Here is a 25,106-nt window from a genome sequence, read left to right as displayed (position 1 = left end):
CATGGTGCGCCGGGGCGGGGGGCGTGGCATGTCGGGCCGGGGGGCCTAGTCCTGACGGCGGCCGCGCAGGGCGCGGTCGAGGCCGTCCTGTGGGGGGCCGGTGAGGGCGCGGGCGAAGATCTCCTCGTACGCGGGTTCGCCGATGGTCGCGCGGGCCGTGTCGGCGTACTTCTCGCGCAGCGCCCGCAGGCCGATCAGGCCGCGCCGGGGCTGGCCGGTGGAGCGCCAGTACGCCTCGCCCGTGCCGCTCACGTCGGCCGCGCGCTCGCCGTCCCCGGCGGCCGCCAGGGCGGTCGCCAGGACGTCCAGGCCCAGGGCGACACCGAGGCTGGCGCCCAGGCTCCGGGTGCCTTCGAGCATGGCGCGGGCGTGTCCGGAGGCGGCCGCCGGGTCGCCCTCCAGGAGGCCGGTGAGGGCGAGCTGGTACTCCAGGGCGGTGCGGGTCCAGTGCTCGTCGAGCTCCTCGCACAGGGCCCGCAGCCGCAGCGCCCGCTCCCGGGCCTCGGCGAGGCGGCCGAGGCCGGTGAGGGCGAAGACCCGGACGAGGTGGCAGCGGAGCCGGGCGGCGGAGTCGGCGGGACCGCCGGGGGCGGCGTCGAGGACGTGGCCCACGACGACGTACGCGGCCATGGGACGGCCGGTGGTCAGGGCGAGGAGTCCGGCGAGGGCGGCGGCGTCGAGGGTGAGGTCGCCGGGCCCCTCGGTCTTCCCGTACGACGCGTGCTCGGCGTGCTCCGTGTGCCTGGCCTCGCGGGCGCAGCGCTCGCTGATCTCCTGCGCGGGGCCGGACTCGCCCTGGAGGACCAGGGTGACGCCGAGGGCCCACAGCGCGCGGGCCCGGGTGCGGCCGCGGGCCTCGCTGAGGAGGAGGGCCTGTTCGAGGCCGTCGCGGGCCTCGCGGAGGCGGCCGCGGCAGGACCAGGCGAAGGCGACGGAGCCGACGAGGTCGAGGGCGGCGTCGGGGTCGGTGCGCAGCAGCCGGTCCAGGGCGGTGCGCAGGTCGGTGTGGTGCGCGTCGACGGTGCGGTACCAGCGGAGCTGGCGGGCGCCGTGCCATTCGGTCTCGGCCCGGCGGGCCAGGCCCCGGAAGTGGGCGGCGTGCCGGTCGGCGACCGCCGCGGTCTCGCCGGTGCGGTCCAGCCAGGTCGCCCCGTACTCGCGGATCGTGTCGAGCATGCGGTGTCGGCCGGCGGTGTCGGGCGGGCGGACGACGGAGGAGCGGACGAGTCCGTCGAGCGCGCCGGGCAGAGTGGCGCGGTTCAGGGGTCCGCCGGCGCAGACGGCGGTCGCGGAGGCGAGGTCGAAGGGCCCGCGGAAGACGGAGAGCCGGGCCCAGAGGAGGCGTTCGAGAGGGGTGCTGAGCTCGTGGCTCCAGCCGATGGCGGCGCGCAGGGTCTGGTGGCGGCTGGGCCAGACCCGCTCGGTGTGGGCCAGCAGGTCGAAGCGGGCTCCCGGCGGTCTGTCGAGGCGGGTGCCGAGCTGGTCGCGGACGGCTTCGGCGCCCTGGAGGCGGATCTGCGCGGCGGCGAGTTCCAGGGCGAGCGGGATGCCCTCCATGCGTACGCAGATCTCGCCGGCGGGCCCGGCGGCGGGGAAGTCCTCACCGGCGGCCCGGCGGAGCAGCTCCAGGGCGTCGCGTCCGGCGGGCGGCAGCGGGTCGAGGGCGACGACCCGCTCCCCCGGGACGCCGAGGGGGCGGCGGCTGGTGGCGAGGACGGCGAGTCCGGGGGCGGCGGCGAGGAGTTCGGTGACGAGCCGGGCGCAGGGTTCGGCGAGGTGCTCGCAGGAGTCGAGGACGAGGAGCAGCCGGTCGTCGGCGAGCCGGTGGCAGAGTCCGGTGGTGGCCATGCCGGGGGTGTGGTCGGCGAGGTCGACGGAGTCGGCGACGAGGGCGACGAGGAGCCGGTCGCCGTCGAGCTGGCCGAGGTCGGTCCACCAGGCGCCGTCCGGGTAGGCGTCGGCGGCGAGGTGCGCGGCGCGCAGCGCGAGCCGGGTCTTCCCCACGCCCCCGACGCCGGTCACGGTGACGAGGCGGTGCTCCGCCAACGCGGCGGATATGCGCTCCAGTTCCGTGCGGCGTCCCACGAAACCGGGGTTCTCGTCCGGCAGATGTCCACGCACGGGAGCAGTCTCCCTCATGTCGGCCTCGAACGGACCTGCGGAGCCGGTTCGTTACGGTGCCGATCTCCGCTCCGGACCCGACGGATGCCGCTCGTCACGCTGTCGGTCTCCGCTCCGGCACGGCGGAACCCGATCGTCGGGCCGCCCCTCTCCGTTTCCGGAACGGCGGAAATTCGTTTGACCCGGCCACGGGGCGGGGCTGCACTGTGCGGGGCGCCACGAGCGGTGGTGCCGGTGTTCCGGGGAGGCGGCAGTACCGATGGAGATTCGTCCCACGACCGAGCAGGACCGCGGTCTCTTCGTCGACACGATGCACACCGCCTTCGGGCTCTTCCCCGACACGCCGGCCGAGGACGGCGGCGGGGTCTGGTGGTCGGCGCTCGAGATGGACCGCGGCCTGTTCGCCCTGGCGGAGGACGGGCGGCCCGTCGGCACGACCGCTTCGTACTCCTTCGAGCTCACGCTGCCCGGTGAGGTCCTCGTCCCGGTCGGCGGGGTGACCGCCGTCGGCGTGCTGCCCTCGCACCGGCGCCGGGGCGCGCTCAGCGCGATGATGCGGCGGCAGCTCACCGAGCTGCGGGCCCGGGGGGACTTCCTCTCCGTGCTCCTCGCCTCCGAGGCGACGATCTACGGCAGGTTCGGCTACGGCCCGGCGACGTACACGCAGCGGCTGACCGTGCCGCGCCGGCGGGCCGCGCTCGCCCTCCCCCGGGCGCTCGGGACCGCGGACGCGACGGACGCGGGCTCGGTCGAGGTGCTGCGGCGTGCCGACTGCGCGGAGATCCTCGAAGAGGTCTACGACCGGTACCGCCGCGCGCAGCCCGGCGCGCTGTCCCGGCCGCACCGCTGGTGGGGCCTGCGGGCGGGGCAGCCCCCGATCGCTCCGGCGCCGCGCCACGTGGCGGTCCACCGGGACGCCGACGGGACCCCGGACGGGTACGCCAGTTACACCGTCGGCGACGACCGCAGCCTGACCGTGGACGAGACGATCGCCTGCGACGACGCCGCCTTCACGGCCCTGGCCCGGTTCGTGCTCGAACACGACCTGGTCGACAAGGTCGTGTTCAAGCACGTCCCGCCCGAGCACCCGCTGCGCTGGCAGCTCGCGGACTTCCGCGCGGGAGAGTCGGGCAACCACACGGACTGGCTCTGGGTGCGGCTGCTCGACGTCCCGGGCGCGCTGACCGCGCGCGGCTGGTCCGCGGACGGCGAGCTCGTCCTCGATGTCGACGACCCGTTCCTCGGCGAGCGCGGCCGGCACCTGCTGACCGTCCGGGGCGGCAAGGCCGAGTGCGTCCCGACGGACCGGGAGCCCGATCTGTCCCTGGACGTGCGGGACCTGGGCTCGGTCTACCTCGGCGGCACCGCCCCGAGCACCCTCGTGCGCGCCGGGCACGTCCGGGCCCACCGGCCGGGCGCCGCCGCGCTCGCCGACGCCCTGTTCCGCGGGGAGCGCGCCCCGCACTGCCTGCACTGGTTCTGAGGGCCCACCGGCCGGGGGTCACGCCCTTCCGACGGTGACGTCGATCGAGTGCCAGCCCTGTGCTCCGTCGGGCATGGTGTCGGTGCGCTGTTCCGGCTGGGTGGTGCCGGTGCCGTCGGTGGCGCGGACGGTGAGGGTGTGGCGGCCGGGGGTGGCGGCCCAGGGGTGGACCCACTGGCGCCAGGTGTCGACGCTGTCCTGCGCCGCGAGCCGGGCGTCCTGCCAGGGGCCGTCGTCCACCCGTACCTCGACCCGGCGGATGCCCCGGTGCTGGGCCCAGGCGACCCCGGCGACCATGACGGTGCCGGCGGCGGGGTGGGCGCCGTCGCGCGGGGTGTCGATGCGGGACTGCGTCTTGACGGGGGCCTGCGCCGCCCAGCCGCGCGGGACCCAGTAGGCGTCGTACGCGTCGAAGGTGGTGAGCTCGATCGACGCGATCCACTTGCAGGCGGAGACGTAGCCGTAGAGGCCGGGGACGATCATGCGCACGGGGAAGCCGTGGGTGAAGGGCAGGGGTTCGCCGTTCATCCCGAAGGCGAGGAGGGCGTCGCGGCCGTCCATGACGGCTTCGACGGGCGTGCCGATGGTCATGCCGTCGACGGAGCGGGCGACCAGCTGGTCGGCGGGGCCGCCCTCGGAGGGCGGGCGGACGCCGGCCTCGCGGAGCAGGGGGGCCAGGGGGACGCCGAGCCAGCGGGCGTTGCCGACGAGCGAACCGCCGACCTCGTTGGAGACGCAGCACAGGGTGATGTCCCGCTCGACCGTCGGCCGGGCCATGAGCTGCCGCAGGGTGAGGGTGCGTTCCTCGCGGACGCCGCTGCCGTGGATGCGCAGCCGCCAGCGGTCGGCGTCGACCTTGGGGACGATGAGCGCGGTGTCGACGCGGTAGAAGTCGCGGTTCGGGGTGACGAAGGGGCCGAGGCCGGGGACGTCGAGCCGGGCTCCGACGGGCACTCCCGGTGCGGGGGAATCGGGTCGGGGCAGGACGAGGGCCGCACGGGAGGCGGCTGCGTTCTCCTGTACGGGGGTGCCGACGGCGCGGCCGATCGCGGCGGCGCCCGTCGCGGCGAGGCCCGTGGAGGCGGCGACGATCAGGAATCCGCGCCGGTCGGCCCGCGCGGTCCCGGGCCGGGGCGTGAGGAGCCGGCCGATCAGGACGTACAGGAGGAGCGCCCCGGCCGCGGCTCCGACGAGCGAGGGGACGGCGTCCATGACGGCCCCGGAGTCGGGGCGGGTGACGGCGGCGACGGCTCCGAAGACGCCGAAGGCACCGACGGCAGCCGCGCCGAGCAGACGGTGGCGCAGCGCGAGCAGCCCGACCCCGAGGGCCAGGAGGGCGAGCAGGAGCAGGATGCCGAGCTGGAGGACGGTCTTGTCGTTCTCGCCGAAGGCGCGGATCGCCCACTCCTTGACGGGCGCCGGGGTGCTGTCGACGACGGCGCCGCCGACGGCGGGGACGGGGCTCGCCTCGGGGCGCACCCAGCGGGCGACGAGGTCCGCGACGGCCAGGGAGACGTACGCCGAGACGAGGCCGCCGAGCGCGGCGAGGAGACGGTCGGTGCGGGTGGGTTGTTCGCGGCGCGGTTCGTCGTGGGGCTCGGGCGCGGGCCTGGTGGCGTTCATGGTCGCTATTTCGGCACACACGGACGCCCGGATGGACCGCATCACCCGGATGGGCCTCGGCGCGTGTCCGCCTGCCCGCCGGCCAGGGCCTGTCTTTCGGATCAGGCCGGATCAGGGAGCGGGGCCCGGTGCACTGCACTCGCTTCGCTCGCTCCGTCTCGGCTCCCTGATCCATCCTTCGGATGCCGAGCGCGATCGCAAGGCGGAGGGAGTCGACGCGGCGGGGGCACCTCCCGTGCCCGAAGGGCTACGGGGGAGTCGCCGACCGACGACGACGCGGCGAGCGCGCGTGCCAGGCCCCGCGAGCCCGGCACGATCCGGAAGACAGGCCCTAAGGCCCTCCGCGCGTGTCCGGGTGCTCGCCCGGTGCCGCCAGTTCCTCCACCGCCTCGACGCCGACGACCGCCCCGGTGGTTCTCTTGCCGCGCCGCAGCCGGCGTTCGAGCCAGGAGGCGAAGGTGGTGAGCGCGAAGTTGAGGGCGATGAAGATCACGGCGACGACGGTGAAGCAGGCGATCGTGTTGGCACCGTAGTTTGCGCTCATCGGGCGGACGGAGGCGAGGAGTTCGGAGAAGCCGAGCATCGCGCCGCCGAGGGCGGTGTCCTTGACGATGACGACGAGCTGGCTGACGAGGGCGGGCAGCATGGCGGTGACGGCCTGCGGCAGGAGGACGTAGGTCATGATCTGGCCCTTGCGCATGCCGATGGCCTTGGCCGCGTCGGTCTGGCCGGTGGGGAGGGCGAGGATGCCGGCGCGGACGACCTCGGCGAGCACGGAGGCGTTGTAGAGGACGAGGCCCGTGACGACGGCGTACAGGGGGCGGTTGTCCGGGCTGACGTCGGTGAACTCGGAGTAGGCGGCGTCCGCGAAGAGCATGAGGATCAGGACGGGGATGGCCCGGAAGAACTCGACGACGGTGCCGGCGACGGAGCGGAGGATGATGTGGTCGGAGAGCCGGAGCATGCCGAGGAACGCGCCGAGGGGCAGTGCGATGACCATGGCGAGCGCCGCGGCGATGACGGTGTTCTTGAGGGCGGGCAGGATGTACGTCTCCCAGACGCGGGCGTCCGTGAAGAAGGGCGCCCACTTGGACCATTCGAGCTGGTTCTTGTCGGCGAGGCCCGCGACGACCCACCACACGACGGCGGCGAGCCCGATCAGGAACAGCACGCTCCAGAGGACGTTGCGCCGCCGGGCGCGCGGGCCGGGGACGTCGTAGAGGACGGTGGGCCGGTCCTTCACCGCTTCACCGCCGCCTTCTTGGCCACCCAGCCGAGGAAGAGCCCGGTGGGCAGGGTGAGGCAGAGGAAGCCGACGGCGAAGATCGCGGAGATGAGGAGGAGCTGGGCCTCGTTCTCGATCATCTCGCGCATCAGCAGGGCCGCTTCGGCGACGCCGATGGCGGCGGCGACGGTGGTGTTCTTGGTGAGGGCGATGAGGACGTTGGCGAGCGGTGCGACGACGGATCGGAAGGCCTGCGGGAGCACGATCAGGCGCAGCACCTGGGGGAAGCTGAGGCCGATGGCGCGGGCGGCCTCGACCTGTCCGAGGGGGACGGTGTTGATGCCGGAGCGCAGGGCCTCGCAGACGAAGGCGCTGGTGTAGGCGGTGAGGCCGAGGACGGCGAGGCGGAAGTTGATGGTGGTGAACCGTTCGGCACCGAGGCTGACCCCGAGGGTCTGGAAGAGGCCGAGCGAGGTGAAGACGATGATGACGGTGAGGGGGATGTTGCGGACGATGTTGATGTAGGCGGTGCCGAAGCCCCGCATGAGGGGGACGGGGCTGACGCGCATCGCGGCCAGCAGCGTCCCCCAGACGAGGGAGCCGATCGCGGAGTAGACGGTGAGCTGCACCGTCACCCAGAAGGCTCCGAGCAGGTCGTACCCCTGGAGGAAGTCGAACACGGCGGCCGGCTCACTGGACGATGACGCCGATCTTCGGGGCGGGCTCGTTCTGGTAGCCGGCGGGCCCGAAGTTCTTCGTGACCGCCGCCTGCCAGGAGCCGTCGGCGACCATCTTCTCCAGGGCCGTGTTGATCTTGGCCTTGAGGTCGCTGCCCTTCTGGACGCCGATGCCGTAGTTCTCGTTGCTCATCTTGAAGCCGCCGAGCTTGAACTTGCCCTTGAACTCGGGCTGCGAGGCGTATCCGGCGAGGATCGAGTCGTCGGTGGTGACGGCGTCGATGACCCCGTTCTCCAGGCCGGTCAGGCACTCGGAGTAGCCGCCGTACTCCTGGAGCTGGGCGTTGGGGGCGATCTTGTCCTTGACGTTCTGCGCGGAGGTCGAGCCGGTGACCGAGCAGAGCTTCTTGTTGTTCAGGTCGGACGGCTTCTTGATCGAGTCGTCGTCCGCCCGGATCAGGACGTCCTGGTGGGCGAGCAGGTACGGACCCGCGAAGTCGACCTTCTCCATCCTCTTGGGCGTGATCGAGTACGAGGCCGCGATGAAGTCCACGTCACCGCGCTGGAGCAGGGTCTCGCGGTCGGCGCTCTTGGCCTCCTTCCACTCGATGTCCTTCGGGTCGTGACCCAGCTGCTTGGCGACATAGGTCGCCACGTCGACGTCGAAGCCGGTGTACTTCCCGTCGGGGGTCTTCAGGCCGATGCCGGGCTGGTCGAACTTGATGCCGACGACGATCTTGCCGTTGTCGCCGCTGTCCCGTGGCGCGCCGGCCGCGGCGTTCGCGAATCCGGCCGAGGTGACGGAGAGGACGACGGCCGCGGCGGCGGCCACGACGGCCCTGCTGGTCCTGAGCGGGTTCATGAGGATCACCCCTGGGGCTGGGCTGGCAGGTCAGTGGTGGAGGATCTTGGAGAGGAAGTCCTTGGCGCGGTCGCTGCGCGGGTTGTGGAAGAACTCGTCCGGGGTCGTCTCCTCGACGATCCGTCCGTCGGCCATGAAGACCACGCGGTTGGCGGCGGAGCGGGCGAAGCCCATCTCGTGGGTGACGACGACCATCGTCATGCCGTCCCGCGCCAGTTGCTGCATGACCTCCAGGACCTCGTTGATCATCTCCGGGTCGAGTGCGGACGTCGGCTCGTCGAAGAGCATCACCTTCGGATCCATGGCGAGGGCGCGGGCGATCGCCACGCGCTGCTGCTGGCCCCCGGAGAGCTGCGCCGGGTACTTGTCCGCCTGCGAGGCGACACCGACCCGGTCGAGGAGGGAGCGGGCCCGCTCCTCGGCCTTCTTCCGCTCCTTCTTGCGGACCTTGATCTGCCCGAGGGTCACGTTGTCGAGCACGGTCTTGTGCGCGAAGAGGTTGAAGGACTGGAAGACCATGCCCACGTCGGCCCGCAGGGCCGCCAGTTCGCGTCCTTCGGCGGGCAGCGGCCGCCCGTCGACGACGATCTCGCCCGCGTCGATGGTCTCCAGGCGGTTGATCGCCCGGCACAGCGTCGACTTCCCCGAGCCGGACGGCCCGATGACGACGACGACCTCGCCGCGGTGGATCGTGAGATCGATGGACTGGAGGACGTGGAGGGTGCCGAAGTGCTTGTCGACCCCGCGCAGTACGACGAGCGCGTCGCCGCCGTCCGGGACGGGCATGGCACCCTCCTGGGTCACGCCCCCGTTTGCCGCTCCCTCCTCACGTTCATGCTCCGCCCTCCACCCGCCCGGCGCACTCCGGACGACGGGCGTACGGAGGGTGAGGAAGCCGGTACGCAGCGGGGCGCCGGCCCCGGGCGCGCCCCGCCCGGCGGACCGGACCCTGCGCGGTGCGACGGGCGGGCCCACACTGGGGGGTGGGAGCCGAGTGCGCGAGGAGGGTCCGCCATGAGCATCGCCGCACCCAAGGTCAGCACGTTGCCGCCGGAGCACCGGGAGCGGCTGATGGCCTTCGCCGAGGACGTGTACTTCGATTCCGGCCACCGTCTCTTCGAGGAGCAGCAGCACGCCGACCGGTTCTGGATCGTGAAGACCGGCGCGGTGACCCTCGACGCGAAGGTCCCGGGCCGGGGACAGCCCGTGATCGAGACCCTGCACCACGGCGAGCTGGTCGGTCTGTCGTGGCTGTTCCCGCCGTACCTGTGCCAGTCGGGGGCGGAGGCGATGACGCCGGTCCGGGCGTACGAGTTCGACGCGCCGGCCGTGCGGTCGATGTGCCACTCGGACACGGAGTTCGGCGCCTCGGTGATCTTCTGGGTGGGTTCGATCCTCGCCCACCGCCTGCATGTGACCCGGGTGCGTCTGCTCGACCTGTACGCCCCGCACGGGAGCGGTGTGCTGGCCTGACCCGCGACCCGGAGCAGGTCGCGGGCCTCGGGGCGGTCAGGCGAGCAGGACGGCCGCCAGGTCCGCGCGTCCGGTGATGCCGAGCTTGCGGTAGATCCTGCCGAGGTGGTTCTCCACGGTCCGTACGGACAGGACGTACGTCTCGGCGATCTCCCTGCTCGTACGGCCGCGCGCGGCCATCAGCGCGATGTCCCGCTCCCGGGCGCTCAGCGGGACCGCCGCGGCGGCTCCGGCGAGCGCCGGGGTGGCCGCCTCCTGGCACCGGCCGCGCAGCGCGAGGGCCCGGGCGGCTGCCCGGGCGGCGCTCGCCGCGCGGCCCTGGCGCCGCCACGCCCCGGCGGCCTCCGCGAACGCCTCGGCCGCGTACAGGTGCAGGCCGAGCGCGCCCATCCGCTCGGCGACGGCCTCCAGGGCGGCCGGATCGGGCCCGTCCACGGAGCTCGCGGCCGCCGCGTGGGCGGCGCGCACCTCCGCCAGCGCCCCCTGGACGAGCGCGGCCGCCGAGACCAGTTCGTCGGCGACAGCGCCACCCGGCGGTCCCCAGCGCAGGACGTCGTGCAGCAACGCCGTCGCGACGGTGGCCTCACCCCGGCCGAGCGCCGCCCGCGCGGCCCCGAGCATCAGCTCCCGCGCCGGCCCGTCGGCGCCGCGCAGCAGGAGGACCCAGCCGTGGGCACGGAGGGTGTCGGTCTGGCGGAGGGGGGTGTGCGGGGAGGGGGCGGGCGGGCTCGGCTGCGTGCCGGGGGTCCGGGTGGGCGCTGCCGGAGCGGCCGTCGTCAGCGGCTCGGGCTGAGGCCCCCGGGCGGCCGTCAGGCCCTCCGGCACGCGGGCCGGTGCCAGCGCCTCCGCCTCCGGAGCGATGCAGCCCCTCTGGGCCGCGGCGAGGACCAGGCCCGCCACGGCCCGTTGTTCCGCGAAGGGCTGGCCGCAGAGGCGGGCCAGGGCCCGGGCCTCGCGGAAGTGGGACAGGGCGTCGGTGACGAGGCCGCGTTCGAGGGCGATGCGGCCCCTGACCCAGGCGAACCAGACGGTGAGCGCGGGGACCGCGTCCCGCATGGCCTCCTGGCCTTCGAGGGCGGTGCGTTCCGCCTCGTCGAGGCGGCCCGACTCCAGGAGGGCGGCCGCCACGAGGTACAGACTGCGGGCCGGGTAGTAGGCGGTCCACCGGTCGGCGAGCCCGCACTGCACGGCGTAGGCGTGGCGGCCGGTCCGTGCCGCCTCCTCGACTCGCCCTCCGGCGAGCCGCACCCGCAGGTGCGCCTGCAACAGCAGCACGTCCGCCTGCGTCCACCCGCCGTCGTCACCGTCGGGCTTCGGGTCGGCGCCCTCCCCCAGGGCCAGGACCGCGGCGGCCTCGTCGTTGCGGCCGACGGCGCTCAGGAGCGTGGCCCGGCAGGCCGTGAGCGCGGGCCGGGTCCCGATGCGGTCGGCGGCCCGGCCCAGCACCCCGAACGCGGCGTCCGCGTCGCCGAGGCCGTAGAGGTGGTGCTGGGAGAGCGCCGCGGCCGCGGACTCGACCTCGCCGGGGGTACGGGCCTCGGCTAAGGCCCGTTCGAGGACCGGGATGCTCTCGGTGAACTCGCCGCGCTGGCCGAGCCCTTCGCCGAGCAGCAGACCGGCCACGACGTGCGGGCCCTGCACCAGGGCGGCGCGGGCCAGTCGGCACATGGTGTCGACGTCGCCGTCGTCGAGGGCGTGCCCGGCCGCGCGGACGAGGAGGTCGGGGTCGGCCGTGCCGGTGGCGTCGAGTTCCCACCGGGCGAGGGAGAGCGCGTCCCCGCGCCGCCGCGCCCCGTACTCCCGTAGGCGCCCGGCCTGTTCGAGCAGGAGGGCGCGGGCGAGGAGACGGGGGGTGCCCCGGCGGAGGAGCAGGGCGTGCCAGGGGTGGGCCAGCTGGACACGGCTGCGCCGGCCGTCCTCGGTGACCGTGACGAACTGCTCCTCCTCCAGCGCGGCGAGGGCCGCGGGCGTGACCCGCGCCAGGGCGTCGTCGAGCCCGAGCGGGCCGCACAGGGCGAGCAGCCGCAGCAGGGTCCGCCGGTCCTCGGGCAGCCCGCGGAAGCGCCCTTCGGCGGGCGCGTCGAGGAGGGTGTCGTCCAGCGGCCCGGTGAGGCACCACACGTCGTCCACGGTCCGCAGGGTGCCCTCCCGTACGGCGGCGCGCAGGATCTCCCGGGTCCAGAGCGCGTTGCCCCGGCCCGCCTCCCACAGGGCCCGTACGACGGGGGCGGCGACGGGCGCGCCGAGCGTGCCGGCGAGGAGGCGTGCGGTCGTCGCCCGGTCGAAGGGGCCGACGCGGAGGTGCTCCACGGCGTCCTGGTGCCAGAGCGAGCGCAGCGCCTCGGGCCAGTCGGCGTCCTGGGGCAGGGTGGCGACCAGGAAGAAACCGGGTGCCGGGGCGGTGGACGCGTCGGTGGCGAGCGCGGAGAGCAGGGTCAGCGAGGAACCGTCCAGGTGGTGGACGTCGTCCACCAGGAGCAGCGTGCGGGGCCGGCCGGCCGGGGCGGCGAGCAGGCGCCGTAACTCCTGGAAGTGGGGGCCGAGTTCGTCGGGGTCGGCGGGACCCGTGAGGTGGGGGGCGAAGGCCGCGAGGGGGACGTGCGAGGCGGCCTCGCTCACCGGGAGCCGCACGGTCCGGTGGTGCGCGGCGGCCTCGTCGGCGAACTCGACGGCGAGCCTGCTCTTCCCGACCCCGCCCTCCCCCGTGATGACGACGCCCCTGCAGCCGGACCTGCGCAACCCGCCGCGCAGGCGCTCCAGTTCGGCGTCACGCCCGGTGAAGGGGAGCGGACCGGAGAAGGACGGGGGTCTTCCGTCGCCCGTCACCGGCGTCCCCACCCCCTTCTCCTTTCTTGTGTCGCTTGTCCGTTGAGTAGGTGTCCGCCGGGGTTTGAGTAGGTGTCCACTCTGTCGCCGTTCCCCCCGTCGGCGGAGGCTATGCGACAGGCGGGCACCACGACCGAAAGCCCGCCGGTCGTCGGAAGTGCTTCGGGGGGAGTACGACATGAGCGCCGTGCCGGCGTCGGGGGGATCCGGGGAGCTCGTGCTCCTCGGCGGAGGCCGTACGGGTACGGGGGCGACCGGCCGGGAAGGCCTGGCATCGCTCGCGGTGCGGGCCGGCTGGCGGGTCCGGACGCTCACCCCGCCCACGGGGGGCGGGGACAGCGGATGGACCGCGCGGCTCGCGGACTTCCTGGCGGCGCCGGACAGCCCGGACCGGATGGTCCTCGTGGCGGAGGGCCGGGCCTGCGGCGCGGTGTTCGCGCTCGCGGACCGGCATCCGGAGCGGGCGGCCGCCGTGGTGGCGCTGGCCCCGGAGCCTCCGGCGGCGGACGCCCCGCCTCCCGGTCTCGCCTGTCCGGTGCTGGTGCTGCCGGGCCGGGACGACGAGTCCGGGCGGGCCGTGGAGCGGTTCCTCGGGGAGCTGCGCCGGGGGCCGGCCGAGGAGGGGCGTCCCGTGGGCAACCGGGGGCTCTCCCCCACGGACCTCCACGACCCCTCGGTCATGCGCCGGTTCGCCGGTGCGGGGCCGGTCCACCGGCTCGCCTCTCCCGGATCCGTACCGACCTGGGTGGTCACGGGGTACGAGGCCGCACGGGCGGTCCTCGACGATCCGGGGCTCCGGGGAGACACCGCGACGACGGCCGGATACCGGCCACAGCCACAAGAGTCGGCCGCCCTCCATCCGGGGGACGCCGACACGATCACGGTCGGCGCGGACGAGCACGGCCGGCTGCGCGGCCTCGTCGAGCGGCACCTCACCCCGCGCTGGGTCGACTCGCTCGTGCCCCGGCTGCGGCGGGTCACCGACGGGCTCCTGGACACGCTGCCCCGGGACCGGGAGGTCGACCTGGTGGCCGCGTTCGCGGTCCCGCTGCCCGTGGCCGCGCTCTGTGAGCTCCTGGGCGTGCCGGAGCCGGACCGGCCGTACCTCGCCGACTGGCTCGTCCGGCGGGTCCCGACACCGCCGCCCGCCGCACACGAGGACGTCGACGCGTATCTGGGCGGTCTCGTCACGGAGCGGCGGAAGCAGCCCGCCGACGACCTTCTCAGCAGGATGTGCGACTCCCTCCGCGACGAGGACGTGATCGCGGCGGCGCGACTGCTGCTCGTCTCGGGGGCCCGTCCGACGACGACGCTCCTCGGGAACGGTGTCGCCGTGCTCCTCGCCGACCGCGACCGGTGGCGGCTGCTCACCGGGGACCCTGACGCCGTCGCCGGCCCTGCCACCGAGGAGCTGCTGCGCCATGTCACCCCGTACCCGGTGGGGTTCGCGCGCCGGGCCGTCGCACCGGTCGACACGGCCGGTGTCCGGATCCCGGCGGGGCACCGGGTCCTGGCCTCCCTGACGGCCGCGAACCACGACCCGACCACCGTCCCGGAAGGACCGGGCGGCCCGGACCTGGGGCGCGCCCCCCACCCCCACGCCTCCTTCGGCCACGGGCCGCACGCGTGTCTCGGTGCCGGCTTCGCCCGGGCGGTGGTCCGCACGGCGCTCGGGACCTTGGCCCGCCGGTTCCCCGGCCTGGACCTGGCGCCCGGTGTCCGGGAGCTGCACTACCGCAGGAGCCGGGTGCGGTACCTGCTCGCGCTGCCGGTCGTCCTGGGCCCCGAGCACCGCGCGTAGCCCCCTTCTTCCCTTTTCCTTCCTTCTCGCACGGGAGACGTCCGCATGGAAGCCACCACGATTCCGGAGCTGATGGCCTACTGTCAGGCCGATCCGGCCTTCTTCGAACCGCCGTGGCACATGCGGGACGAGGACAGTCTGTTCGAGGCCGGCCGACGGCCCTGTCCGCCCGGCTGGCGCCGTCGCGCCAACGGCCTGTGGACGGTCGTCGAGCCCGAGGGCGGGAAGCTGCCCGAGCAGGGCTGGAAGATCCACGTGTCCGCCGCGGCCGCGGAGGCGGAGACCGTGTGCGACCTCGTCTCCGCGTTCTGTCTCGCCCGTGGCGTGACCTTCAAGTTCCTCCGCAGCGGGGCCGCGCTGCGGCTCCTGAACAGCAAGTACGCCGACCGGGGCGGCAGCGGCAAGCTCCTCACCCTGTACCCGGCGGACGACACCGTCCTCGCCGAGGTGCTGCCGGAGCTCGCGGCCCTCCTGAAGGGCTTCACCGGCCCGTACGTCCTGAGCGACGTCCGGTACGAGGACTCCCCCGTGTACGTGCGGTACGGCGCGTTCGTACCGCTGACGTACACGGGGCCCGCCGGCGAGCTCGTGTACGCCGTGCGGGCGCCGGACGGTTCGCTGGTGCCGGACCGGCGCGATCCGGTCTTCACGGTGCCGGGGTGGGTGACGGTCCCGGAGGTGCTGCGCGACTCGGTGGAGCGGCGCACGGCGGGCGGGGAGGAGTTCCCGTACCTGATCGAGAAGTCGCTGCACTTCTCCAACGGCGGCGGTGTCTATCTGGCCCGGCCGCGGGACGGCGGCGGCTACGTCGTCCTCGTGGAGGCCCGGCCGCACGCGGGGCTCGACCGGGACGGTGCCGACGCCGTCGCCCGGCTGACCCGGCAGCGGGAGGTCCTGGAGCGTCTCGACGGCCTCGACTGCGTGCCCCGGGTCCTCGGCCGTCTGGTCGTCTGGGAGCACCACTTCCTCGTCGAGGAGTACGTCGAGGGCGAGACGCTCCTGGAGGAGGTGTTCGCCCGGTATCCGCTCGGCAGCCCCGAGCCCTCGCCGGAGTGGCTCGCCGAGTACACCGGGTGGGCGACCGACGTCCTGGCGAAGGTGGACCGGGCGCTCATGGCCGTCCACGCGCGCGGGGTGCGCTTCACCGACCTGCATCCGGCGAATGTCATCCTGCGCCCCGACGGGCGCGTGACCCTGATCGACTTCGAGATCGCCGGCGACCTCGACGACCCGAAGCCGCCTGCGCTCGGCGCACCCGGTTTCACCGCGCCCGAGGGGATGCCGGGGAGGGAGGCCGACGAGTACGCCCTGGACTGCCTGCGGCAGTGGATGTTCCTGCCGATCAACCCGCTCCAGGAGCGCGACCCCGTCAAGTACGCCACCCTCACCGACGTCATCACCGCGCACTTCCCGGTGCCCGAGGGCTTCGGCGCGCGACTCGTCCGCAGACTCGGCGAGGGCCGCGAGCCCTTCGGCGAGGACACCGCGGCCCGGCTTCTCGCGGGGGCGCCGGAGGACTGGCCCGCCGTCCGGGAGGCGCTCGTCGCCGGGATCCGCGCGAGCGCGACCCCGGGACGTACGGACCGGCTCTTCCCCGGTGACCCCCAGCAGTTCGGCACCGGCGGCCTCACGGTCGCGTCCGGGGCCGCCGGGGTGCTCTGGGCGCTGCGCCGGGCGGGCGCCGAGGTGCCGGAGGAGTACGTGGAGTGGCTGACCGCGGCCGTACGGCGGGCGAGGGAGCCGCGTCCGGGCCTGATGGACGGTCTGCACGGCGTGGCGGCGACGCTCGACGCGCTCGGGCGCCGCGACGAGGCCCTGGACGTGCTCGGCCGGGCCCGCGCGCTCCACACCGGCCTGCGGGCGCCAGGACTGCATTCGGGTCTCGCGGGTGCGGGGCTGGGACTGCTCGGATTCGCCGCGCTCACCGGCGACGGGGAGCTGCGCGCGGAGGCCCTCGGCATCGGCGAGACGCTCGCCGCGGAGCTGGGGCGCGAGAGCTCGCCGATGTTCCCGCCGACGGGGCGCATGGGGCTCGAACACGGCCTCACGGGAGTCGCGTACTTCTTCCTGCGGCTCCACGAGGTCACCGGCGACCCCCGCCATCTCGCGCTGGCGCGGACGGCACTGCGCCGCGAGACGGACCGGGGCCAGTTCCTCCCGGACGGCGGCTTCCGGCTCCTGTACGGCAACCGGCACCTGGTCTACCTGGGGCCCGGCAGCGGCGGTCTCGCGCTGGTCCTCGCCCGCTACCTCGCGCATCCCGATGCCGCGGCCGACCCCGACGCCGCCGAGTTCGCGCGGGTCGTCGCCGGGGTGCGGCACGCCTGCCGGGCGCCGTTCGTGCGCCATCCCGCGCTGTTCATGGGGCGGGCCGGCGTCATCACCACCCTCGGTCTTCTCGACGTGCCCGAGGACCGGCCGCACGTGCGCGAGCACGTCCGACGGCTTTCCTGGCACGCCGTCTCCCACGAAGGCCACCCGGCCTTCCCCGGCAACCAGCTCCTGCGCCTGTCCATGGACCTGGACAGCGGTTCGGCGGGAGTGCTCGTTGCCCTCGGCGTCGCGTTCGAACGGAACGCGTCGATCGTCCCCTTCCTCGATCTGCGGGCGCCCGCGACCGGGGAACCGCTTCCGGAACACGGAGGGAGGTGATTGAGATGGCCTGCGTTCTCCAGCTGCAGTCGCTCGGCGAGGCCGAGTCCGCGCACCCGTGCAACAGCATCGTGACCTCCTACAAGAGCACCTGCTGACGGGTCCGGGGCCGGGGTCCGTCCCCCACGGCGGACCCCGGCCCCGACACACCCTCCCGACCCGCTTCGAGGAATCCCGTGAACACACCGTCCCGTCCCGACCTTCCTCACGAGGAACCCGCGGCCTCCGTCCGGCGCGTCCTGCTCGACCACGTCCGCCCCTCCTGGCCGGCGCTCGCCCTCGGCGGGCTCCTCAGCCTGCTGACCACCGCGGCCGGACTGACGATCCCGCTCGTGGCCGAGCGGCTCATCGACGGACTCACCCACCACCGGTCCCTGGACGGCGTGCTGTGGGCGATGGCGGCCCTCGTCGCCGTCACGGCGCTCGCCGGTCCGGTCGCGCAGTACGTGCTGCGCAGGGCCGCCGAGACGGTCGTCCTCACCGCGCGGCGGCGCCTCTCCTCGCACCTTCTGCGGCTGCGGATCGGCGAGTTCGACCGGACCGAGCCCGGCGACCTGATCGCCCGGGTCACCTCCGACACGGCGCTCCTCCGGCAGGTCACCACCGACGCGCTCGTCGGCACCGCCATGGGCGCGCTCACCCTGGTCGTGACCACGACGCTGATGGGCCTGCTCGACCCGGTGCTCACCGGCGTGACGCTCGGCGTCCTGCTCCTCGCGGGCTGGGTGGTCCGCACGGTCATGGTCCGGGTGAACGAGGCCGGGACGGCGGCCCAGGAGTCGGTGGGTCTGGTCGGTGCGGCCCTGGAGCGGGCGCTCGGCGCGCTGCGCACGGTGAAGGCCTCCGGGGCGGAGGACCGGGCCGAGGCCGCCGTCCACGAGGCGGCCGAGAGCTCCTGGCGGGCCGGGGTGCGGGCGGCGAAGTGGCTCGCGCTCGCCGGCAACACCGCCGAACTCGCCGTACAGACCGCGTTCTTCACCGTGCTCGCGATCGGCGGCAGCCGGGTCGCCTCCGGTGCCCTGGACGTCGGCCGGCTCATCGCCTTCCTGATGTACGTGTTCTACCTGGTGCCCGCCGTGCAGCAACTCGTCGGCGGCGTCAGCCAGTACCACCTGGGTGCGGCCGCCGTGAACCGCATCCGCGAGACGGAGGCACTGCGCGCCGAACCGAAGGGCCGGGCGCCGCGTCCGGAACCCGCCGTCCCCCCCGTACCGGCCTCCCTGGAGTTCCGGGACGTGCACTTCCGGTACGGTCCCGAACTGCCGCCCGTGCACCGGGGGGTGAGCTTCTCCGTGCCGTCCCGGGGCACGACCGCGTTCGTCGGCCCGTCCGGGGCGGGCAAGACCACCCTCTTCTCGCTCCTGGAGCGCTTCTACGAGGCCTCGGCCGGCAGCATCCTCCTCGACGGGCGCCGTCTGGACAGCTGGGACCTGCGGGAACTGCGCTCCCTCATCGGCTACGTGGAGCAGGACGCGCCCGTCGTGTCCGGTTCCCTGCGGGACAACCTGCTGCTCGGCCGGCCCGGCGCGAGCGGCCCCGAGCTCGACCGGGTCCTGCGCACGGCCCGCCTCGACGAGCTGGTGGAGCGCCTGCCGGAGGGCCTCGACACGCTCGTGGGGCACCGCGGCACCCGGCTCTCCGGCGGTCAGCGGCAGCGCGTGGCGATCGCCCGCGCGCTGCTCCGCCGCCCCCGGCTGCTGCTCCTGGACGAGGCGACCTCGCAGCTGGACGCGGTGAACGAGGCCGCGCTGCGGGACACCGTCGCCGACGTGTCACGGACGACGACCGTCCTGATCGTGGCGCACCGGCTGTCCACGGTCGCCATGGCGGACCGGATCGTCGTGCTCGACGGCGGTGTCGTGCGGGCCGTCGGCACCCACGCCGAACTCCTCGCCGGCGATCCGCTCTACGCCGAGCTTGCGGCGACCCAGTTCCTCGAACCCACCCCCTGAAGTCCGGAAGGAGGACCGCCCGATGGAATGCCCGTACGCCGGTTCCGGCCGGCCGCCCGTGATCGGCGCGGAGATGCTCAGGGACCACGCGGCCCTGACGCGGTTGCGCGAGAGCGGCACGGTGGAGGTCAGCCTCGGCGGCCGCGAGGACGGTCTGATGGTCACCCGGTACGAGGTGGCCGCCGCCGTCCTGGTCGAACCGGCCCTGCGCGGCGAGCATCCGCTGGCCGCGTCCATGCGCACCGGCGCGGACGAAGAGGCCTGCGACGAGGAGCAGTTGTTCTTCCTCCCGACCGAGGAGCACCTCCGGCTGCGCCGTACCGTCTCCCGTCATCTGACCCACCGCCGGGTCGCGGCGCTCGTCCCGCGCGTCCAGCGGGAGGCCGATCTGCTGCTCGCGGCCGTGCCGCCGGGCGAGCCCGTCGATCTGGTGCGGGTGTTCTCGCGCCCGTTCCCGGTGGCGGTGCTCTGCGAGCTCCTGGGGATCCCCCGGGAGGACCGGGGGTACGTCCGCGACTACCTGTACGGCTGGATCGCGGAGTACGGCGGGGCGAGCACCGTCACGGAGAGCGCGGGGCACGCGCTGTCCCGGTACCTGAAGGACCTGATCGGGGAGCGGGCCGAGAAGCCCGGGGACGACCTGGTCAGCGCGATGCTCCGGCAGGGCGGCGAGGACGCCGAGCTGCTTCGGGAGGACGCCCTCGCCGCCGTCCGGTTCGTCCTCGTGGCGGGCCACCGTCCGGTGACCCGGCTGATCACCGACGGTCTGGAGCTGCTGCTTCGGCAGCGGGAGCACTGGGAGCGGCTCGGGGCCGACCCCGGGCGGCTCGACGCCACCGTCGAGGAGCTGCTGCGGCACGTCACGCCGACGACGCTCGCGTCCCGCTACGCCGGGGCCGCGACCGAGGTGGACGGCGCCCCGCTGGCCGCAGGCGGCGGGGTGCACTGCGCGCTCGCCGCCGTCAACCGTGACCCGGACCGCTTCGAGGACCCGGACCGCTTCGCCCCCGACCGGGCGCCGAACGCCCACCTCGCCTTCGGGCTCGGGCACAAGCACTGCCTGGGCTCGGCTCTCGCCCGCGCCGAGCTCCGGATCGCCTTCGGCACCCTGCTCGCCCGCTTCCCCCGCCTCGCCCTCGCCGAGCCGGCCCCGGGCATCGAGGAGGAGCCCGAGCGGCGACGCCTCCGGGTGGTCCTGGCCCCGGACGGCGACCACGACCCCGTACAGCGCTGAGGAGCCGCCGTGGAGATCCCCGACCACCCGCTGGAAGTCCTGTGGGACATCACGTACGCCTGTCCCCTGCGGTGCACGCACTGCTACTCCGAGTCCGGGCGGCGCCCGGCGCGTCGCCTCTCCGGTGACGACATGCTGCGCGCCGCCGACGCGATCCTGGCCCTGGGGACGCAGGGGGTGTGCCTGGCCGGGGGCGAGCCGCTGCTCGTGCCGGAACTGTTCGCGGTCGCGGAGCGGTTCACGGCCGCCGGGGTGCCGGTGTCGCTGTTCACCAGCGGCTGGACGCTCGACCGGGCTTCCGCCGAGGCCGCCGTCGACGCCTTCTCGGCCGTGAGCGTGAGCCTCGACGGGGCCACCCCGGACGTCCACGACCGGATCCGCGGCCGGCGCGGCTCCTTCGACCGGGCGGTGGCCGCCCTGGAGCTGCTGACCGTCGGGGCCCGGGCGAGCATCGGTGTCGACTACGTGGTGATGCGGAGCAACGCCCATCAGGTCGAGGAGTTCCTGACCGCCGTCGCGCCCCGGTTCCCGGGCCTCGGGCAGGTGTCGTTCGGGGCGGTCGTCCCCGAGGGGCTCGCCAGCCGGCCGGGTTTCGCGGAGCACGAGCTGCTCGACGACGAGCGGGTACGGCTCCTGGGCAGCGCGGAGTACGGGCGGCGGCTCCAGGAGCTCGCGCCGCCGGGCGTCCGGGTGACGAGCACGGACAACCTGGCCCTGCGGATGAGCCCCGACCTGATCGCCGAGGGCGTCTGCCTGCCCGTGCTGCAGATCGAACCGGACGGCGCGGTGCGGGCGATGGCGGCGTACGAGGGGACCGTCGGAAACGTCCTGACCGATCCCCCGGCGGAGCTGTGGCGGCGGGCCGTCGCCCGCTGGCACGACCCGTTCGTCCGGGAGACCCTGGGCCGGGTGCGGACCATGCGGGAGTGGGCGGAGGCCACGCGGGCGATCGACCTCCGCTTCGGGACGGAGGCCGACCGGCGGCGGATCGCCCGCCGGGCGGCGTTCGTCCCGGGCGGCTGACGGCTGCCGGGCAGCCGACGGCTACCGGGCGGTACGGTGGAGGTGCGGCACCGCACCATCCCGCATCCATACTCCGGCGACGAGCGGCGAGGCCCGCATGAGCGATCCGACGACGGCACGCGAGGCGATCGCCCTCGTCACCGACGACTTCCACGAACTCCCTTTCGCGGAAGGCCCTCTGACCGGTGACGGACCGATCGGCTGGCCCGGCTACTCCGCCGCGCACGCCCGCGCCGCCGACCGCACCGGCGAGACCGAGTCGGTGGTCTGCGGGACGGGCGTGGTGGGCGGGGTGACGGCGGTGCTGATCTCCTTCGAGTTCCGTTTCCTCGGCGGCTCCCTCGGGGAGCGGACGGGCGCGCGGGCCGCCGCCGCGCACGCCGTGGCGCGGGAGCGACGGCTGCCGGTGGTCGTGCTGCCGGCCACGGGCGGCAGCCGGATGCACGAGGGCATGCGCGCCCTCCTCCAACTCCAGCTCCTGGCGCGCGAGTCGGAGATCACTCGGGCCGAGGGGCTGCCGCAGATCGCGGTCCTGCGGGATCCGACGACGGGCGGCGGCTGGGCGACGCTCGGCGCGGGCGCCGATGTCGTCCTCGCCCTGCCGGGCGCCCAGGTCGGCTTCGCCGGCTCCCGGGTGCGGCCGCCGGACGCGGACCCGGCCGCGTACACCGCCGAGGCGCAGCTCGCCCACGGCCACCTCGACGCGATCGTGCCGCCGGACGCGCTGCGCGAGACGCTCGGACGTTGGCTCTCGCTGCTCGTCCGGCCCTCCGAGGGCCCGGTCCCGCCGCCGTACGCGCTCGGCGACCCGGCGGCGCCCGCCGCGAGCGGCCGGGAGGCGGTGGCGCGTGCCCGGCACCCGGAGCGGCCCCGGGCCGCCGCGTACCTCGACGCCCATTTCACGCTGCGCGAGGAGATCTCGGGCGACCGCTGCGGGGGCGTCGACCCGGGCATGCGGTGCGGCTTCGGCCGCCTCCCCGACGGCCGTACGGTCGCGTACGCGGCCCAGTGCGGCACCGCGACCCGCCCGGCCGGCTTCCGCACGGCGGCCCGTCTGGTGCGCCTGGCCGACCGCCTCGGGATCCCGGTGCTCACGCTCATCGACACCCCGGGCGCCGCGAACGACGCCGAGGCGGAGCACGCGGGCGCGGGACCGGCGATCGCCGACCTCTTCGCCGCCGTCGCCTCCGCCCGTACCCCTGTGACCGCCCTGCTCATCGGCGAGGGAGGTTCGGGCGGTGCGCTCGCCCTCGCCTCCCCGGGCAACACCTGGGCCACGCCGGACGGTTACTTCTCCGTCATCGCACCCGAGTCCGCCGCCGCCATCCTCAAGCGGGCCCCCGAGGAGGCCGCGGCCACGGCCGACCAGCTCCGTCTGCGCCCGCAGGACCTGGTGGACCTCGGTGTCGTCAGGGGTGTGGTGGAGCACCGGCCGGACGCTCGTTGACGCGAGCTCTCAGCCGCCGCCCAGGGCCCGCTTCAGTTCGGCCCTGTCCATCGAGGAGCGGCCGTGGATGTTGCGGCGCCGGGCCTCCGCGTAGAGCTGGTCGTAGGTCGGGCCCTGCGCGCCGCTGTGCGAGCGCAGGCCGCCACGGCGCCCGGAGGACATGTCCTCGGTCGAGCTCCTGCTCGCGGTCTTCGACTCGCCGGACCGCGCCCTCTCCTTGTTCACCGTGCGCGCGGCGATCTCCTCGGCGCGCTTCCTGCCCTCGCCCCGCTCCAGAGCGCTCTCCTTGATGTGCTCGTACTGCCGCTCCCGCTTGGCGTTCGATCCGCGCGGCATGATCCGCTCCTCTCGCACCGATGCGACGGCCCCGTGTCCGGCGGCTGCCCGCCCCCGCCGGGTCTAATCGCCGGTGCTCCTTCGGGGCAGGCGGGCGACCTCCAGCCAGACCACCTTGCCCACGGCTCCCGGCTCCTTGTCGCGGCTGCCCCACTCGGCGGCGAGCAGGTCGAGGACCATCAGGCCGTGTCCGCCGGGCAGGGCCGGGGATCTGGGCACCCGTACGCGCGGGTGCTCGGGGCTGGCGTCGGACACCTCCACGCGCAGCCGCCCCTGCCCGTTCCGCAGGACGAACTCCTCGGGGCCGCCGGCGTGCAGACAGGCGTTGGTGACGACCTCGGAGACGAGGAGCAGGACGTCCTCGACCCGCTCTCCCGCCTCCTCGCTGTCCGCCGGGATCCAGCCCCAGTCGGCCAGCGCCTCCGCCGTGAAGTCGCGGCAGCGCGAGACGACCCCGCGCGTGCCGTGCAGCACCAGCCGGCGGACCTGGTCCGGGGGGCCACCGTCGCCGTCACCCATGGGCTCCTCCTTCCCCCCAGTCTCGGGCAGGTGGCCCCGATCGACCTCCGCTGGGCCGGACATCCCCTAGCGAGGCTGGATCCCGCCGGCGTAGACGTGGTCCGGGGTGACGATCGCGGTGACCGCGCGGGCGACGAGCGTGGACGGCTCCTGGCCCCCGCTGGTGATGTCCGTGTTGAGCATGATGACCAGCGTGGCGTCCCGCTCGGGCAGGTAGACGGTCACCGTCTCGTACCCGGGAATCGAGCCGTTGTGCCCGATCCATCCGTTGGCGTCGAAGATGCCGAGGCCGTAGCCGAGGCCGGGGAAGCCCGTCGGCAGCGTCTTGAGCCGCTGCGCCTGCGTCTCGGGGCTGAGCAGCTCTCCGGTGGCGAGGATCTTCGCCCAGCGGCGCAGGTCGTGCTGGTCGGAGACCATCGCCCCGGCCGCCCAGGCCCAGCTGGGGTTCCAGTCGGTGGAGTCCACGACCGCGCCGCTGAGCGTCTGGTTCGTGTAGCCGCGGGGGTGCGGCTCGGGGAACTCGGGGCCGGTCGGAAGGAGCGTGTGGCGCAGGTGGGCCGGGCGGAGCACACGGTTGCGGAGGAACTCCTGGAGCGGCCGGCCGGTGACCTTCTCGACGACCAGGCCGAGCAGGACCAGGTTGCTGTTCGAGTACTCGAACTTCGCGCCCGGCTTGAAGGTGTTCTTGTGCTTGAAGCCGTACGCGAGCGCCTCCTCCGGGGTGAAGTAGCGCTGCGGGTCGCTGAGCAGGTCGTGGATGAAGCCCGGGTCGGAGGTGTACGGGAAGAGGCCGCTGCGCATCTCGGCGAGGTGGCGCAGGGTGATGCGGTGGCCGTTCGGCACGCCGTGGACGTAGCGGGCGATGGGGTCGTCGAGGCGGATCCGGTGGTCGTCGACGAGCTTCAGGAGGGCGGTGACGGTGAAGGTCTTGGTCTCGCTGCCGATGCGGATGAAGCCGTCGGTGGTCATCGGCTCGCCGGTGGCCTTGTTCGCGACGCCGGTCGCGTGGACGTAGCTTCCCCTGCCCGGCATCCACAGGCCGACGGCGACACCGGGGATGCCGGCCTGCCTGCGGACGTCCTCGACGGCCTTGTCGAGCCGGGAGGTGAGCTCGGGACCGAATCCGCCCGGCGGGCAGTCCTCCTCGCCGTGCATGCCGACGGCGACGGTGCTCACGGCGTGGACGGCGGCGGCGGGCGTGGCCGTCACGGGGGCCAGCACGGACGCCACGAGCAGCGTCGCGGCGAACAGCCGGCGGGAGGGGGTACGTCGCATGTCGGGGGTGCCTCTTCCGGGTCACGGGAGCTTCTGGACGGCCACATCACCACCGGGGGGCGACGCGACGGCCCTCCCTCTCGGCGCCCGCGCGACGAGTCCACCCGTACGGGGTCACGCGGGTAACCGAGACGGCCTCAGGGCCCGGATAATCGGAACCCCGACCAACTGGAGACGAAGGACCGATGACGCTGAACGAGGGCCGACGGGTGAGGTTGACGGTCGATCTCCGGCTGGACGGGCAGGTCGTCCCGGCGGGCGGGACCTCCGCCGGGACGGCGGCGGGGTTCCTGGCCCTCGCGGCCGGCCTCGAGGGCACCGTCGAGCGGGTGGACGAGGACCGGCCGCAGAGCCAGGAGGTCCGTGAGTACGAGCGGCTCAAGTCGCTGCTCGACGACTTCGGCCACCAGATGCCGCCGGGGAGCAGGCAGCAGCTGGAGGAGCAGGTCGCCTCCCTGGAACCCGAGTGGACCGCGTACCAGGAGCGGAAGCGCAGGCTGACGGTCCGCGTCCGCTTCGACAACGGCTTCGTCCTCGACGACGCCCCCGGGGACCTGTTCACCGCGGTCTGAGTCCC

The 25,106-nt window shown here is 74.4% G+C and carries 19 protein-coding genes; 9 read left to right on the top strand and 10 right to left on the bottom strand.

Features of this window, described 5'->3' with window-relative positions; translation table 11 throughout:
- Positions 1-45: 45 nt before the first annotated feature.
- Positions 46-2,139: an ATP-binding protein gene (locus ACFYX3_RS37310; RefSeq protein ID WP_389023639.1), complete on the bottom strand. Its 2,094-nt coding sequence runs from the start codon at positions 2,137-2,139 to the stop codon at positions 46-48.
- A gap of 241 nt (positions 2,140-2,380) precedes the next feature.
- On the opposite strand from ACFYX3_RS37310, the gene ACFYX3_RS37305 reads away from it, so the two are divergent.
- On the top strand, positions 2,381-3,604 hold the full coding sequence (locus tag ACFYX3_RS37305; protein WP_389023636.1) for a GNAT family N-acetyltransferase: 1,224 nt from the start codon (positions 2,381-2,383) through the stop codon (positions 3,602-3,604).
- Between the two features lie 18 nt (positions 3,605-3,622).
- Here ACFYX3_RS37305 and ACFYX3_RS37300 read toward each other — a convergent pair whose 3' ends face one another.
- The 5 genes from ACFYX3_RS37300 to ACFYX3_RS37280 all read right to left on the bottom strand — a co-directional run bounded on the left by ACFYX3_RS37300 (position 3,623) and on the right by ACFYX3_RS37280 (position 8,777).
- Positions 3,623-5,227 carry a molybdopterin-dependent oxidoreductase gene (locus ACFYX3_RS37300; protein WP_389023633.1) on the bottom strand — a complete coding sequence of 535 codons (1,605 nt, stop codon included), beginning with the start codon at positions 5,225-5,227 and terminating at the stop codon, positions 3,623-3,625.
- Positions 5,228-5,558: 331 nt separating this feature from the next.
- Positions 5,559-6,470 (bottom strand): amino acid ABC transporter permease, encoded by a 912-nt coding sequence (locus ACFYX3_RS37295; protein ID WP_389023630.1) that lies wholly within the window; start codon positions 6,468-6,470, stop codon positions 5,559-5,561.
- A complete protein-coding gene (locus tag ACFYX3_RS37290; RefSeq protein WP_389023626.1) occupies positions 6,467-7,132 on the bottom strand; it encodes an amino acid ABC transporter permease in 666 nt (221 codons plus the stop codon). The genes ACFYX3_RS37295 and ACFYX3_RS37290 overlap by 4 nt, the downstream gene beginning before the upstream one ends.
- Before the next feature lie 10 nt (positions 7,133-7,142).
- Positions 7,143-7,991 carry a glutamate ABC transporter substrate-binding protein gene (locus ACFYX3_RS37285; protein ID WP_376589950.1) on the bottom strand — a complete coding sequence of 283 codons (849 nt, stop codon included), beginning with the start codon at positions 7,989-7,991 and terminating at the stop codon, positions 7,143-7,145.
- A gap of 30 nt (positions 7,992-8,021) precedes the next feature.
- Positions 8,022-8,777 carry an amino acid ABC transporter ATP-binding protein gene (locus ACFYX3_RS37280; RefSeq protein WP_389023622.1) on the bottom strand — a complete coding sequence of 252 codons (756 nt, stop codon included), beginning with the start codon at positions 8,775-8,777 and terminating at the stop codon, positions 8,022-8,024.
- Between the two features lie 228 nt (positions 8,778-9,005).
- Between ACFYX3_RS37280 and ACFYX3_RS37275 the strand changes: the two genes are divergently transcribed.
- Entirely contained in the window at positions 9,006-9,464 is a 459-nt protein-coding gene (locus ACFYX3_RS37275; protein WP_359519254.1) for a cyclic nucleotide-binding domain-containing protein, read from the top strand.
- Positions 9,465-9,500: 36 nt separating this feature from the next.
- Here ACFYX3_RS37275 and ACFYX3_RS37270 read toward each other — a convergent pair whose 3' ends face one another.
- Positions 9,501-12,302 (bottom strand): LuxR C-terminal-related transcriptional regulator, encoded by a 2,802-nt coding sequence (locus tag ACFYX3_RS37270; protein WP_389023619.1) that lies wholly within the window; start codon positions 12,300-12,302, stop codon positions 9,501-9,503.
- Positions 12,303-12,468: 166 nt separating this feature from the next.
- Between ACFYX3_RS37270 and ACFYX3_RS37265 the strand changes: the two genes are divergently transcribed.
- The 6 genes from ACFYX3_RS37265 to ACFYX3_RS37240 all read left to right on the top strand — a co-directional run bounded on the left by ACFYX3_RS37265 (position 12,469) and on the right by ACFYX3_RS37240 (position 22,399).
- Positions 12,469-14,091 (top strand): cytochrome P450, encoded by a 1,623-nt coding sequence (locus tag ACFYX3_RS37265; RefSeq protein ID WP_389023616.1) that lies wholly within the window; start codon positions 12,469-12,471, stop codon positions 14,089-14,091.
- Between the two features lie 45 nt (positions 14,092-14,136).
- Entirely contained in the window at positions 14,137-16,743 is a 2,607-nt protein-coding gene (lanKC, locus tag ACFYX3_RS37260; RefSeq protein WP_389023613.1) for a class III lanthionine synthetase LanKC, read from the top strand.
- A gap of 176 nt (positions 16,744-16,919) precedes the next feature.
- Positions 16,920-18,695 (top strand): ABC transporter ATP-binding protein, encoded by a 1,776-nt coding sequence (locus ACFYX3_RS37255; RefSeq protein WP_389023610.1) that lies wholly within the window; start codon positions 16,920-16,922, stop codon positions 18,693-18,695.
- Between the two features lie 22 nt (positions 18,696-18,717).
- Entirely contained in the window at positions 18,718-19,929 is a 1,212-nt protein-coding gene (locus ACFYX3_RS37250; protein ID WP_389023607.1) for a cytochrome P450, read from the top strand.
- Between the two features lie 9 nt (positions 19,930-19,938).
- Positions 19,939-20,952: a radical SAM protein gene (locus tag ACFYX3_RS37245; RefSeq protein ID WP_389023604.1), complete on the top strand. Its 1,014-nt coding sequence runs from the start codon at positions 19,939-19,941 to the stop codon at positions 20,950-20,952.
- Between the two features lie 97 nt (positions 20,953-21,049).
- Complete coding sequence (locus ACFYX3_RS37240) at positions 21,050-22,399, top strand: carboxyl transferase domain-containing protein (protein ID WP_376589936.1); 1,350 nt, start codon at positions 21,050-21,052, stop codon at positions 22,397-22,399.
- A 9-nt stretch (positions 22,400-22,408) separates the two neighbouring features.
- On the opposite strand, the gene ACFYX3_RS37235 is transcribed toward ACFYX3_RS37240, so the two are convergent.
- The 3 genes from ACFYX3_RS37235 to ACFYX3_RS37225 form a co-directional block, all read right to left on the bottom strand.
- Complete coding sequence (locus ACFYX3_RS37235; RefSeq protein WP_389023601.1) at positions 22,409-22,735, bottom strand: plasmid stabilization protein; 327 nt, start codon at positions 22,733-22,735, stop codon at positions 22,409-22,411.
- Positions 22,736-22,798: 63 nt separating this feature from the next.
- On the bottom strand, positions 22,799-23,254 hold the full coding sequence (locus tag ACFYX3_RS37230) for an ATP-binding protein (protein ID WP_389023598.1): 456 nt from the start codon (positions 23,252-23,254) through the stop codon (positions 22,799-22,801).
- 66 nt (positions 23,255-23,320) lie between these two features.
- Positions 23,321-24,529, bottom strand: coding sequence for a serine hydrolase domain-containing protein (locus tag ACFYX3_RS37225; protein ID WP_389023596.1), 1,209 nt, complete (start codon positions 24,527-24,529; stop codon positions 23,321-23,323).
- A 185-nt stretch (positions 24,530-24,714) separates the two neighbouring features.
- Between ACFYX3_RS37225 and ACFYX3_RS37220 the strand changes: the two genes are divergently transcribed.
- On the top strand, positions 24,715-25,101 hold the full coding sequence (locus ACFYX3_RS37220) for a hypothetical protein (RefSeq protein WP_389023593.1): 387 nt from the start codon (positions 24,715-24,717) through the stop codon (positions 25,099-25,101).
- Positions 25,102-25,106: the final 5 nt, after the last annotated feature.

Origin of the sequence: Streptomyces sp. NPDC002463 (assembly GCF_042889835.1) — a bacterium.
GTDB classification, from domain to species: domain Bacteria; phylum Actinomycetota; class Actinomycetes; order Streptomycetales; family Streptomycetaceae; genus Streptomyces; species Streptomyces nymphaeiformis.
This window is presented reverse-complemented; position numbering and strand designations above follow the sequence as displayed.

Coding starts and splice junctions, on each gene's coding strand:
- ACFYX3_RS37305 (WP_389023636.1), top strand. CDS start 2,381: ATGGAGATTCGTCCCACGACCGAGCAGGACCGCGGTCTCTTCGTCGAC.
- ACFYX3_RS37230 (WP_389023598.1), bottom strand. CDS start 23,254: ATGGGTGACGGCGACGGTGGCCCCCCGGACCAGGTCCGCCGGCTGGTG.
- ACFYX3_RS37275 (WP_359519254.1), top strand. CDS start 9,006: ATGAGCATCGCCGCACCCAAGGTCAGCACGTTGCCGCCGGAGCACCGG.
- lanKC (WP_389023613.1), top strand. CDS start 14,137: ATGGAAGCCACCACGATTCCGGAGCTGATGGCCTACTGTCAGGCCGAT.
- ACFYX3_RS37240 (WP_376589936.1), top strand. CDS start 21,050: ATGAGCGATCCGACGACGGCACGCGAGGCGATCGCCCTCGTCACCGAC.
- ACFYX3_RS37250 (WP_389023607.1), top strand. CDS start 18,718: ATGGAATGCCCGTACGCCGGTTCCGGCCGGCCGCCCGTGATCGGCGCG.
- ACFYX3_RS37300 (WP_389023633.1), bottom strand. CDS start 5,227: ATGAACGCCACCAGGCCCGCGCCCGAGCCCCACGACGAACCGCGCCGC.
- ACFYX3_RS37235 (WP_389023601.1), bottom strand. CDS start 22,735: ATGCCGCGCGGATCGAACGCCAAGCGGGAGCGGCAGTACGAGCACATC.
- ACFYX3_RS37285 (WP_376589950.1), bottom strand. CDS start 7,991: ATGAACCCGCTCAGGACCAGCAGGGCCGTCGTGGCCGCCGCCGCGGCC.
- ACFYX3_RS37220 (WP_389023593.1), top strand. CDS start 24,715: ATGACGCTGAACGAGGGCCGACGGGTGAGGTTGACGGTCGATCTCCGG.
- ACFYX3_RS37225 (WP_389023596.1), bottom strand. CDS start 24,529: ATGCGACGTACCCCCTCCCGCCGGCTGTTCGCCGCGACGCTGCTCGTG.
- ACFYX3_RS37280 (WP_389023622.1), bottom strand. CDS start 8,777: ATGCCCGTCCCGGACGGCGGCGACGCGCTCGTCGTACTGCGCGGGGTC.
- ACFYX3_RS37310 (WP_389023639.1), bottom strand. CDS start 2,139: ATGAGGGAGACTGCTCCCGTGCGTGGACATCTGCCGGACGAGAACCCC.
- ACFYX3_RS37265 (WP_389023616.1), top strand. CDS start 12,469: ATGAGCGCCGTGCCGGCGTCGGGGGGATCCGGGGAGCTCGTGCTCCTC.